Source organism: Streptomyces spinoverrucosus, from assembly GCF_006539505.1.
In the GTDB taxonomy this organism is placed as follows: Bacteria; Actinomycetota; Actinomycetes; order Streptomycetales; family Streptomycetaceae; genus Streptomyces; species Streptomyces spinoverrucosus.
In genome coordinates, this window is record NZ_BJND01000089.1 from 16,970 (window position 1) to 28,397 (window position 11,428).

Here is an 11,428-nt window from a genome sequence, read left to right on the forward strand (position 1 = left end):
ACCCATCCAGGAAAATCCATGTTCGAGAGATTCGGGCGTCTGCTCCACCGCAGGCGAAAGCCCCTGCTGATACTGACCATGCTGTTCGCCGTCCTGTCCGGCGCCTACGGTGCCGGAGTCTTCGGCTCCCTGACACCGCTCGGCTTCCAGGACCCCGGCTCGGACAGCGTCCGCGCGGCCCGGATCGCCGAGAAGGCGTTCCCGCAGCGGACACCCGACGCGGTGATCGTCTACCGCGACAAGAACCGCACCGTCGACGACCCGACCTTCCAACAGGCGGTCGTCCGGCAGCTGGAGTCCCTGCCGAAGTCGGAGGTGACCGGCTACCTGGACTTCTGGACGACCAAGATGCCGGCGCAGGTCAGTCACGACCGGCACGCCACCTACGTAGCCCTGAACTTAGACGGCAGCAGCGAGAAGGCCAAGGAGGACGCCTACGAGGCGGTCAAGGACAAGATCCCGGCACCCGGCCTTCAGACCCTGCAGGGCGGAACCGTGCCCACCGGCCACCAGGCGAGTGAGAAGATCGAACACGACCTGAGAACCGCGGAAATCATCTCGGCCCCCGTGCTCTTCCTGCTCCTGCTGGTCGTGTTCGGCGGCCTGACCGCGGCCTTCCTCCCCCTGATCGTCGGCGTGCTCTCCATCCTCGGGTCGATGGCCGTCCTGCGGACCATCGCGAACATCACCGACGTGTCCGTGTTCTCCATGAGCCTGGTCACGATCCTGGGTCTCGCGGTCGCCATCGACTACGGCCTGCTGATCGTGAGCCGCTACCGCGAGGAACTGGCGGCCGGCCACACCGGCGAAGAGGCGATCGGGCGCACCCTCGCCACGGCCGGGCGCACCGTGATGGTCTCCGGCACCACGGTCGCCGCGGCGCTGGCCGGGCTGGCCCTCTTCCCGTCGACATTCCTGAAATCGATGTCGTACGGCGGTGTGGCCGCGGTCCTCCTGGCGGTGCTCTTCTCACTGGTCGCGCTGCCCGCGCTGCTCGCCGTCATGGGGCCGAAGGTCAACGCCTTCCCGCTGCGCCGCCGTAGGAAGGCCGTGCGCCCGACGGCGGCGGGCGAGGGCGCCTGGTACCGGTTCGGGCACGGCCTGATGCGGCGGCGCTGGGTCGTGGTGGTGGGCGCGGTGGGCCTGCTGCTGACGCTGGCCCTGCCGTTCTCCAAGATCGAGTTCGGTTCCATCAACGCGCAGCAGCTGCCGAGCAGTTCCGAGGGCCGCCAGGTCTTCAACGCCATGGAGCACGACTTCGACGGCGACGCGGTGAAGTCCATCGACTCGCTGCTCGTGCTGAAGTCCGACGGGACGTCGAAGGAGCAGGGCGCGGCGCTCCAGTCGTACGCCGAGCGGCTCGGCGCCATCGAGGGCGCCACGAGCGCCACGATCACCGGAGTTGAGGGCACCACGGCCCGGGTGTCGGTCACCTTCGACGGCAATCCCATCTCGACCCACGCGCGCGACCTGGTGAACCGGCTCAAGGACGTCCCCGAACCGCCGGGCGCCCGGGCCTACTTCGGCGGCGAGTCGGCGGTCTACGACGACACCCTGGACGCCCTCGGCGAAACCCTGCCGTGGATGCTGCTCTACATCGCGGTAATGACGTACCTCCTGCTGTTCCTCGCGTTCGGCTCGGTGCTGCTGCCGCTGAAGGCCATCGCGATGAACATGCTGTCGCTGACCGCGACCTTCGGGGTCCTGGTCTGGATCTTCCAGGACGGCCATCTGCACACCCTGCTCGGCTTCGATCCGACGGGCAACATCGAGCCCAACATGCCGATCATGCTGTTCGCGCTGATCTTCGGACTCTCCATGGACTACGAGGTGTTCCTGGTATCGCGGATGCGGGAGCAGTACGACAAGCAGGGCGACAGCACGCAGGCCGTGGCGACCGGGCTGCAGGTCATCGGCCGCCTGGTCGTGAGCGCGGCGCTGCTGATGTGCGTGCCGCTCGCGGCGATCGGGATGAGCGATGTGCTGACCATCAAGCTCTTCGGCGTCGGCATGGTGTTCGCGGTCCTGGTGGACGTGCTGGTGGTGCGCATCCTGCTGGGCACGGCCGTCATGAGACTGCTGGGCAGGGCGGCCTGGTGGGCTCCGGGCCCGTTGGCCCGCTTCTACGACCGGTTCGGCATCAAGGAGACCGACATGCCGGCCGACGACACGGCCGACACCGCCGACAAGCGGGTCCCGGTCGCCGCGGGCTGAACCCTGGGAGCCCTGCCGGGCTTGCGCCTGGAAACCGATCGGTTTACCGTAGCGGGAAACCGATCGGTTCCACATTCTCTGGAGAGAGTCATGACCGCTTTGAAGGGCGCAAACGTCTTCGTCACCGGCGGCAGCCGAGGCATCGGCAAGGCGCTGGTGGAGGAGCTGTACGCGCGCGGGGCCGGCAAGGTCTACGCCACGGCCCGCGACCCGCGCAGCGTGACGCACCCCGACGCCGTCCCGGTGGCGCTGGAGGTCACCGACCCGGCCTCCGTGGCGGCGGCCGCCGCGCAGGCGCAAGACGTCACCGTACTGATCAACAACGCCGGTGCCGCGGTCGGCGCGTCCTTCCTCGACTCCCCGGTGGACGACGTCCGCCGGGAGTTCGAGACCAACTTCTACGGCCCCCTCCTGGTCACCCGGGCTTTCGTGCCGGTCATCGAGCACAACGGCGGCGGCCACATCCTCAACGTGCACTCCGTGCTCTCCTGGCTGGCCCTCGGCGGCTCCTACAGCGCCTCCAAGGCCGCCCTGTGGTCGCAGACCAACTCCCTGCGCCTGGAGCTTCAGCCGCGCGGCATCGCCGTCACCGGCCTGCACGTCGGCTACGTCGACACGGACCTGGCGGCGGACGTCGACGCACCCAAGTCCGACCCTCGTGACGTCGCCGCCCTCGCCCTCGACGGGGTCGAGACCGGCGCGTACGAGGTGCTCGCCGACGACATCTCGCGGCAGGTCAAGGCGGGCCTGGCCGGCGACCTGGCCGGCCTGTACCCCCAGCTGACGAAGTAACCCCTTCACACCCAAGGAGTCGGCGAGATGCCCGCCCACGAGTCACGTCCCACGATCCACATTCCGGGGACCACCAGCCACACCATCGCCCCGCGCGCGGGACGCCACCGCCGCGAGGGAACCCTGCGCTACCTCAAGGCGGGCACCGGTGCCCCTCTGGTCCTGCTGCACACCGTGCGCACCCAGGCCGAGCACTTCCGCCTCCTCATCCCGCTGATCGCGGACCACTACACCGTGTACGCCCTCGACCTGCCGGGAATGGGCTACTCCGAGATCGTGTCCGGCGCGTCGTACGACGAGCCGGCCATGCGCGCGGGCGTCGAGCGGCTCCTCACCGAACTCGACCTGCATGACGTGACGCTGGTCGGGGAGTCCATGGGGGCGGTGCTCGCCCTGACCACCGCGGCCGATCTCCCGGAGCGGGTACGGCGCGTCGTCGCGGTCAACACGTACGACTTCCGTGGCGGAATCGCCCGATCGAGCCTCCTCGCCCGCGTGGTGGTCAGCGGAGTCCTCGCCCCCGGAGTGGGCCCGGTGATCGCCGGGGTGGAGCCCAAGCCCGCCCTCACCAAGATCCTCCAGGGCGGCCTCGGCGACAAGACCGCGCTGCGGGAGGACTACGTGGACGAGCTCCTCCAGGTGGGCGCCCGCCCTGGCTACCCGACCGTCGCCCGAGCCGTGTACCAGGCCCTGCCCAGCCTCATCGCCGCCCGCTCGCGCTACCCCGAGATCAAGGCGCCCATCCACCTCGTCTACGGCGAAAAGGACTGGTCCCGCCCCTCGGACCGGCAAGCCAACAAGGAGCTGCTGCCGGCCGGCGACTTCACACAGGTCCCCAAGGCAGGCCACTTCATCACCCTCGAGCGCCCCGACGTGCTGGCCGACCTGCTGAACGCGGTGGCCTGACCCCGGGACCACTAGATGGCGACGTTCCAGCGCAGATGCGTGATGGCACGGTGCTGCGCGCGGATGTCCACCGGCCCGGCGGCACGGGGCTGTGGCCGTGGCCGATGCTGCTGAGCCGGCTGCCGTACGGCAAGCAGACCCCCATGATGACCGTCATGCTCGATCCGCCGGCGGCTGCCTGGCGCGGGTTCATGAGGAGAGCGACGGCTACGACACCGTACGGTGGGCCGCCGCCCTCGCCGGCTCCAACGGTTCGGTCGGCATGATCGGGGCAGCTACTTCGGTAACACCCAGTGGATGGCGGCTCTGTCGAAGCCGCCGCAGCTGAAGGTGATAGCACCGACCTAGACGGGCTCGTGAGTGGCATCACCGCGCTCGTGCAGGATTTCGACGGCCTGGCGAACGGTGGCTACGGGGAGCCGCCCGCCGGGCGGTTTCCCGCGTTCGCCCGGCACGACCTGCCCGAGCTCGGCTACGAACGCTCCCGCCGCGAGCCCAAGTGGGCGGCGTCCTGCCGGATCGCAGGCCGGCCCGACGAGGTCGATCTGCCCACCTTCCAGGTCGGCGGCTGGTACGACATCTTCAGCCAGGGCACGCTCGACAACCTCACCTGGCGGCACGTGGTCGGGGACGTCAACTTCGATTTTTCGGCGCGCACTCCGATTTCATGGCCATGCGCGGGCGCCTGGCGGACATGCAGTTCGACTGGTTCCGGCGCACGATCGGCGACGGCGAGGCTGTGGAGCCGGACGCGGGCAAGATGCTGCTGTTCGTCATGGGCGTCAACCAGTGGCGCGAGGAGACGGAATAGCCCCTGTCGCGGGCCGTGGACACAGACTTCCACCTGCGCGCGGACGGACGCCTGACCCCTGAGCCGCCGTCCACCACCGAGCAGGCCGAGGAGTTCACCTACGACCCCATGCACCCGGTACCCACCACCGACGGCGCGCTCCTCACGGGCGGCGGGCTCCTCATGACCGACGAGTTCACTCCCGGCCCGCTCGACCAGACAGCCGTGGATGCGCGAGGACGTCCTGTGCATACCGGTCATCCACCAGTGGAGGACAACCCAGCTGCCAGGGAGCCCCTGTTGGAAAAGGATCCGGTGCTGGGTGTCGGTGAACCCGTCGCGGACCGCGACGATCGACGCCCGCATGCCGTCGATGCCCGAGGCGGCGTCGGCAGCGGCGTTGTGGTCGATCAGATCCGGGGCGAACACCTCGTCCGCCCCGGCGACGTTGCGAGTGTCGTAGAGCCCCAGCTCGCGCGCGGCGACCCGCAACGCGGTGCTCGTGGCCGAGCAACACCATCTCGCTTGCGGTGTTGGGTACTGATCGCGAGGGAGCACCCTTGCCGTGCCCGTCTACAACTTGCCCGTCCTGAAATCCGCGCTGCTCTTGAGGACCGCGGAGTCCATGCTCCAGTTCTCCGGCTGGACCCTCTCCCAGAGACTTCCCTTGCCGAGTTCCCTTCCCAACTGGTCTTCTCGACGGAACCACTCCTCCGCGCTTCTGATCCTGTTGGGGTGAATTTCGTCGAGCAGGGCGTAGTCCCTGGTGATGATTCCGTGTTTCCAAACATTCCAGAAGCCCGTGAAATTGTCGCGGAAGCTCATGGTGCTCTTGTCGTTGGGATCGGCGTTGTATCCGGCAGGGTGATCGGCGATCCCCTTCAGGTCCGGGCTGTTCCAATATGTTTCCAGATCAGTGTCGATGTACTGCGCCGGATGGCCGGTGACCTTCTCGAATGCTGCCGCCATATCGGCATAGGTCATGTGCTCGATGGCGACTTCGAGATCCATGCCATTGGCCCGCTCCGGATGGTCGAAGAGCCAGCGGACATAGAATCCGCAGTCTTCGAGAGCCACATGCGGAACCGCTCCCTCGCCGAGCGGTACTCGCCACGTGACGACACCGTCCTCGATGCTGGGTGTCATGGGCGTGAGCGGTGAGATCACCATCTCGATGTAGGGACCCGAGGTGAAGACCGCCGCTCCCATCCGGTCCCTGTTCTTTTCGTTCTGGAACAGCACCCACTCAGCCATGCGACCCTTGCCGTCATAGTGGCCGGTGCGGAACCTGGAGTCGTAGCCTGATTTCTTGAGGGCATAGTCGAGGTTTCCGTAGACGAAGAACTTGATTCCTTCTTCGATCGCAATCTCATAACTACGGATGGCCCAGTAGGTCTCCGTCTTCTCGCCGGTGTTGAACCCGTCGATGTTGATGAACGCCCCGTCACAGCCGCGAAATCCTTCACGCAGCACGTCCTCGTCGGCGAACGACCCTTCCAGGATGGAGACGTTGCCCAGCGCGAGGAGAGCCTGGGCTCGGGGAGATGCGGCATCCCGGGTGAGGACCCGGACGGAGTACTTCTTGTCGGCGACAAGAGCGCGGACAATGGGCATTCCTTGAGCCCCTGTGCCGCCGATGACGAAGATGGTGGAGGTGGCATGAGAAGACATGGTTTTTGACTCCGAGGTCGAGTACGCACGCGATCAGCACGCGCCGCGTGCGGCGCATTCAGGACTGAAACCGATCGGTTTCCCCACAGTACACCGATCGGTTTCAGAGCAGCAAGCACCTCGGGGCCCCGGTTCTTCACAGCTGAGCGGCGCAGAGCTGCCTGCGGGCTCGGCGCGCAGCACCCAGCTCCCCTATTCGACTTAGGGCACACAGAGGCCACACCACCCTCAAATTGGTCTATACAACAAGCAAACCCCAGGCCACTGACCTGGGGTTTCCTCATGGAGCGGGTGACGAGAATCGAACTCGCGCTCTCAGCTTGGCAAGCTGCGATCATTTGGGGACGGATCGGGTGCTGACATGGGCCAACGGCCTGGGCGCGGCCTAGTCCGGCTTGGTCGCTTGCACCGTGCTTCCCCGCTATTCCCCGCTCGATCTGGTGCGCTTGTGGTGCCCTTCCTCCTTCGCCGGCGTCGGCGCCACCGCTCCGACAGCTCCCCGGTGCCGATCGAAGCGACGGCCATTCCGGCGCACATCGGCCAGCTCTTGAGGTCGTTGATGAGCAGCCCAATGAGGCGAAACGCCACTGTTTGCCAGGCCCCACCAGACGACAAACCAGGCTGCCGCCTCGATCCACCTGCTTTTGCCGTTCACCAGCCAAAGGTAGCTGCCCATGGGTGCCGACCGGTTGCGTCTGGACAGCCTTCTGATCCGTAGCTCTATCTGGATCGGTCAGCGGCGGTGATAGCGGTCGCTTCGAGGGCTCTGGGGAACGCTGCTGGGCGTAGGCGGTTGCTGGGGTTGCTGTACTTCTGTGCAGTACCGGCCGCGGCGGCTACCCTGCTCGTTCGAGGGTCAAGTCACTATGGGTGGGCTCGGCTCGCCATATGGCTGCCAGTTCGGGATAGGCCTCAAGGAAGCGACGGATCCTTCCGAGCGCGGCGGTCCTGGGCGCGCCGATCTCGTCGAAGTCGAACCCGGTGTCTTGATGGCCGAGACTGCCGAGGGCAGCCCAGGCAGGGTCCTCTCCGAAGATGAGCTGCAGCTCTAGCTGCCAGTACTCCGGCTGCCAATACGGATCGTCACGCTCGCCGACCTCGCTGACGGCAAGCTGACGGACGAAGGACAGGGCAGGCCGGTCGTCGTTCCAGTCCCACCGGCCCCACTGGACGATGAAGCCGTCGCCGTCGTTCTCGGGCCCCTCAATCCCTTCGATCTCGATCTGGAGAAACTCACCGAAGGCATCCCACGCGGCCTCGACATCGCGTACGGCGTCGGGCTCGACTCCACGCTGCCTCAAGACCTGCGTGAACACGTCGGCGCTGGACCGCCAAGGAATGGGCATGCCGGATGCTATCGCGGTAGTCCTCGCGGCCCAACGGTCGTGAACGGGGCTGAATGAGACGGGAACTGAGACGGACGGAGCACCGGTCCAACTCACGTGACGGCGGGTTCCGGTTGGCGTTAGCGTGCGGTAGTGATCAGCAATGAGGGGGCACGCCTGGGGGCGGCAGCCGCACGTCGCCTGGCACAGACGGGACTCTACGAGTTCAAGCCGGGGCTGTCAGACGCCGAGTTCGCGCGCATCGAGCGCGAGTACGGCTTTGAGTTCGCAGATGACCACCGCGCATTCCTCGCGGCTGGCCTTCCGGTGAACGTCCCTCCTGAGGAGGGACAGACCTGGTCCCAACCGTGGCCCGACTGGCGCAGCGGGGCTCCGGACAGGCTGCGCGATCAACTCGGCTGGCCGACGGAGGGCGTCCTCCTGAGCGTTGAGCACAACAGCTTCTGGTACGAGGGCTGGGGTGAGCGTCCGGCCGACGGCGCGGCGGCACTGGCTACGGCACGGCACCATCTCGCGGAAGCGCCGGTGTTGGTACCCGTGTATGCCCATCGGTATCTCCCAGCCGGCCGGGGCAGCTACGGGCATCCTGTGCTCTCGATGTGGCAGACCGACGTCATCTACTACGGGCTGGACCTGGTCGACTACATGCACCAGGAGTTCGACGAGGCACGCGGCGACGGCGACGAAAGCTGGAACCCGAGAGCAACCGTCCCCTTCTGGCGGGACCTGCTCTGACTCCTGAGGCTCGTGGCCAGGGCGACGGACGCACCTAGCTTGGGAAGCTTGGGTCTTCTGGGGGTTGTTACTGCGCTGACCTGCGGCGGGGGCGGTGTCGGGGCCTTGGTCGCACCATGGCCGGTCCCCGCTGTTCCCCGTCTTCCCGCAGGATCTGGCACGTGAATGGCACGGCATCTTCGCTCCGGAGCACGCGCGGAGGCTGGGCCTTGGAGCGTCTGAGCTTCCACCGACGATAGTCAGCCACGACGGCGGGTGCGCCGACCGGGCAGCGCGTATGCCTCGCTACACCCCCATCTGCCCTAGCACGCTGCCAGTGCCATCGACCAGAGCAACCTCATCGGAGGAAGCGTCGTGGTAAGGCCTCGGGGCATGTCCTCTTCGTCCTGAAGCAACTCGGGCGCCGCTGTACGTGGGGCTACTGCTGGCCTGAACTGGAGGAATAGGCCGGAGCCGTCCGTGGTGGTCCGGCATCGTCTGGTGCGGTTGCGCGCAGTTAGGCACGTAGGCGCGACCGTCATGGCCTGAGCCGATCAAGGATCGGCTCTGCAGGGGCCTTCGTTGGTTCCGCGGACAACTGACATGACCAAAGAATGCTCACCGCAGTTGTGCTTGCGAAGTCGCTAGCTCCGCCGCAGCTAAAGAATCAGCCACTGCGGTATAGGGAATTGGGAATTCTTGTTACCTCAGTTGACCTCCTGATGGTGTGTCCGCTACCGTCCTGCAACATGACGGGGCGTCATAGTGGCGTCCCTGAAGGGGGAGGGAACTTGAGCATCACCACGTCCTTGAAGCCGGTGACCACCGGTCTGCCCGTCGACCTCCGGGAGATCCGCAAGGGGGTCATGGCGAACGGCGTCATCGACTGCGAGAACCTGCTGGCGATCGTCAACGACCCTCAGGAGGTCGAGGACGCCGCCAAGCGTGCCCAGAAGGCCGGACAGCCGATCAGCGAGTACGCGCGCACGCGCGCCGAGATCCAGCGGCTCCTCGGCACTGCGAGCAGCAAGAAGGCTAAGAACGTCGACGAGTACGCCGACTACATTGCGGCTGGTCTGCGAGGGGACTTCGACGACGCTTGGTCGCTGCCGCAGATCACCCTGTGGTCGCCGCGCCCGTTGGTCATCTCTGAGGATGGCTCGTCGGCCCTGCCGATCAAGGATGGCCTCTACGCTCTCGACAGCGAGACTCAGGTCACCGCCTGGCACCGGATCAAGAGGAATCCGGCGGCGTACGACCTGGCGGACTTCGACTTCGGTGCAATCCCGCTGTCGTTCGAGATCTTCCACGGCATCAGCGTCATGGCCGCCCGCCAGATCTTCCACGACCGCAACCTGAAGGGTGTTCCGGTCGACAAGTCCTTGGCCATGTCCATGGATGGCCGCGACTTCGGCACCACCGTGACGCGCAAGTTGATGGAGTCACTGAAGGTGCCGTTCGGTGAGACCACGGTTCCGCTGTCCAGCTTGATCCTCACCGGCAAGCGCCAGGTGTCGGACAAGGCCGTGGAGTGGATGACGATGTCGGTCCTGCGGACCCTCGTTGCCACGGCAATGCTCGGCAAGGCCGGTATTCACGCCGCGTCGACCGGCATCGAGCACCAGGACATTCCCGCCGACGAGAGTGGCGACCGTCCGGACAAGGTCGTCGTCCAGCGCGAGGTCATGGAGACGGTGGGCGTGTTTCTCCAGGAGAACGCCGCGCTCTTCCATGCCAAGACTGCCATCACCGCACCTGCCGTCGTGGCCGGCCTGGGCGCGACCATGAACCGCACCATGTCCTGGAGCGCGGACCCCTTGCCTGAGGGCCTGACTCTTGAGCGCCTGTTGGAGGGTATCCAGTGGGAGCGCGAAGCGAAGTACTGGAGCGGCATCGCGGCCAAGGTGACCGACCGGGGCGCAGTCTCGTGGGCCGGCGGCGCCCGTGACTCCGGCCACAAGGTCTACGACGCGCTGAACCATCCAGAGAGCGACACGGGTAAGCAGATCCGCGGACGGTTCTAGCTTCGCTCTCGCAAAAGGCTTGAAAACCGTCGTGGCGCAAGTCACCGGTGGGTTAAAATCCCACACCCACCGCCCGGCGAAACGGCCCCTGACCAGATTGTTTGGTCGAGGGCCGTTCCCTTGTCCGGTGACCGTGACTGCCTGATGCTCCCCGTGGTTCCCCCTGACGTGCCTCTCGAACGGGCACGCAGGGGGCACGGTGGGCGGTGGGTCAGGAACGGTATAGCAGCAGCGTTGCGACGCCCGCGAGTGCAGCGATCAACTGAGCGACAGCAGAGATCAGCGCTGCGGCGCGGTGTGCTGTCGTTGTCTCGCTGATTGCCCTCGGTGTATCATTCTCGACGTCTGCAACTTCAATGCGCGCGCAATGAAGTTCAGGTTGGGTGTGGTCGTGTTTGGGCACGGCTACTCCTTCAAATCGAGCGACCCGTACGGCGCGTCCGCCAAGACTCAACGCCATACGGGTCTTCGGTATGCGTGTGTGGCGCGTAAGAGTACCAGGCAGAGCGAGTCAACTCGCAGTGTCGGCCTACCACTTGCAACGCGCTCGGCGGCTTGTCTCGATCGGGACCGTAGCAGTGCAGTCCGCCAGTCCCCACCTGGGCGACTTGAAGGCCGCTCACTTCCAGCAACTAGGCGCTTGGCGTGAGACTCACTGAAACTTGCGTCCGCTCCCTGAAACTCGCGTTTACTCGCAGCATGATGTGGATGCGCGAACGCCAAGGTTGGCCGGAATGGTTCCATGTTGGGGCCGGGCTCTCCATGACCACCCACCTCAACCCACCACCCACCCCAGCTCTTGTTCTGACCTCATGCCCTGTGTGCCTGCCTCTTGGGCGGGAGTGGGCGGGCGGCGGTGCCGAGCGGGGCGGAGACATGAGCGCGGGCGCCGCCGCCCACACACTCCCGCCCGGAGAAGCGGAGCGACGACGGGTGCTTGAACCAGTAGAGAAAGTTGTAACTCACTGAGC

Annotated in this window: 10 protein-coding genes and 1 pseudogene; 7 read left to right on the forward strand and 4 right to left on the reverse strand. The window is 66.2% G+C overall.

Features of this window, described 5'->3' with window-relative positions; genetic code table 11:
* Window positions 1–18 precede the first annotated feature (18 nt).
* The 5 genes from SSP24_RS38350 (at window position 19) to SSP24_RS44595 (ending at window position 4,723) form a co-directional block, all read left to right on the forward strand.
* Window positions 19–2,214, forward strand: a complete 2,196-nt coding sequence (locus SSP24_RS38350) for an MMPL family transporter (protein WP_141315219.1) — start codon at window positions 19–21, stop codon at window positions 2,212–2,214.
* Window positions 2,215–2,304: 90 nt separating this feature from the next.
* The gene (locus SSP24_RS38355; protein WP_141315220.1) at window positions 2,305–3,006 is read left to right on the forward strand and encodes an SDR family oxidoreductase; all 702 of its coding nucleotides are present in this window, start codon (window positions 2,305–2,307) and stop codon (window positions 3,004–3,006) included.
* Window positions 3,007–3,033: 27 nt separating this feature from the next.
* Window positions 3,034–3,912, forward strand: coding sequence for an alpha/beta fold hydrolase (locus SSP24_RS38360; RefSeq protein ID WP_141315222.1), 879 nt, complete (start codon window positions 3,034–3,036; stop codon window positions 3,910–3,912).
* A 97-nt stretch (window positions 3,913–4,009) separates the two neighbouring features.
* Window positions 4,010–4,240 carry a CocE/NonD family hydrolase gene (locus SSP24_RS43220; protein ID WP_167529822.1) on the forward strand — a complete coding sequence of 77 codons (231 nt, stop codon included), beginning with the start codon at window positions 4,010–4,012 and terminating at the stop codon, window positions 4,238–4,240.
* A 339-nt stretch (window positions 4,241–4,579) separates the two neighbouring features.
* Window positions 4,580–4,723, forward strand: a complete 144-nt coding sequence (locus SSP24_RS44595; protein WP_229865483.1) for a hypothetical protein — start codon at window positions 4,580–4,582, stop codon at window positions 4,721–4,723.
* Window positions 4,724–4,981: 258 nt separating this feature from the next.
* Here SSP24_RS44595 and SSP24_RS45420 read toward each other — a convergent pair.
* The 3 genes and pseudogenes from SSP24_RS45420 to SSP24_RS38380 form a co-directional block, all read right to left on the reverse strand.
* Window positions 4,982–5,260, reverse strand: a pseudogene (locus SSP24_RS45420) (nuclear transport factor 2 family protein); the annotation flags it as partial.
* Window positions 5,261–5,275: 15 nt separating this feature from the next.
* Window positions 5,276–6,373 (reverse strand): NmrA family NAD(P)-binding protein, encoded by a 1,098-nt coding sequence (locus tag SSP24_RS38375; protein ID WP_141315224.1) that lies wholly within the window; start codon window positions 6,371–6,373, stop codon window positions 5,276–5,278.
* A gap of 836 nt (window positions 6,374–7,209) precedes the next feature.
* The gene (locus SSP24_RS38380) at window positions 7,210–7,719 is read right to left on the reverse strand and encodes a hypothetical protein (RefSeq protein WP_141315226.1); all 510 of its coding nucleotides are present in this window, start codon (window positions 7,717–7,719) and stop codon (window positions 7,210–7,212) included.
* 132 nt (window positions 7,720–7,851) lie between these two features.
* On the opposite strand from SSP24_RS38380, the gene SSP24_RS38385 reads away from it, so the two are divergent.
* Both SSP24_RS38385 and SSP24_RS38390 read left to right on the forward strand, forming a co-directional pair.
* Complete coding sequence (locus tag SSP24_RS38385) at window positions 7,852–8,454, forward strand: hypothetical protein (RefSeq protein ID WP_141315228.1); 603 nt, start codon at window positions 7,852–7,854, stop codon at window positions 8,452–8,454.
* 770 nt (window positions 8,455–9,224) lie between these two features.
* Window positions 9,225–10,457: a DNA sulfur modification protein DndB gene (locus SSP24_RS38390; RefSeq protein WP_229865477.1), complete on the forward strand. Its 1,233-nt coding sequence runs from the start codon at window positions 9,225–9,227 to the stop codon at window positions 10,455–10,457.
* Between the two features lie 211 nt (window positions 10,458–10,668).
* Here the strand turns inward: SSP24_RS38390 and SSP24_RS38395 are convergent, their stop codons facing one another.
* The gene (locus tag SSP24_RS38395) at window positions 10,669–10,860 is read right to left on the reverse strand and encodes a hypothetical protein (protein WP_141315230.1); all 192 of its coding nucleotides are present in this window, start codon (window positions 10,858–10,860) and stop codon (window positions 10,669–10,671) included.
* Window positions 10,861–11,428 lie beyond the last annotated feature (568 nt).

What these genes read in the sequence shown, in the direction of transcription:
- SSP24_RS38350 (WP_141315219.1), top strand. Translation starts at nt 19, where the DNA reads ATGTTCGAGAGATTCGGGCGTCTGCTCCACCGCAGGCGAAAGCCCCTG.
- SSP24_RS38355 (WP_141315220.1), top strand. Translation starts at nt 2,305, where the DNA reads ATGACCGCTTTGAAGGGCGCAAACGTCTTCGTCACCGGCGGCAGCCGA.
- SSP24_RS38360 (WP_141315222.1), top strand. Translation starts at nt 3,034, where the DNA reads ATGCCCGCCCACGAGTCACGTCCCACGATCCACATTCCGGGGACCACC.
- SSP24_RS44595 (WP_229865483.1), top strand. Translation starts at nt 4,580, where the DNA reads ATGGCCATGCGCGGGCGCCTGGCGGACATGCAGTTCGACTGGTTCCGG.
- SSP24_RS38375 (WP_141315224.1), bottom strand. Translation starts at nt 6,373, where the DNA reads ATGTCTTCTCATGCCACCTCCACCATCTTCGTCATCGGCGGCACAGGG.
- SSP24_RS38380 (WP_141315226.1), bottom strand. Translation starts at nt 7,719, where the DNA reads ATGCCCATTCCTTGGCGGTCCAGCGCCGACGTGTTCACGCAGGTCTTG.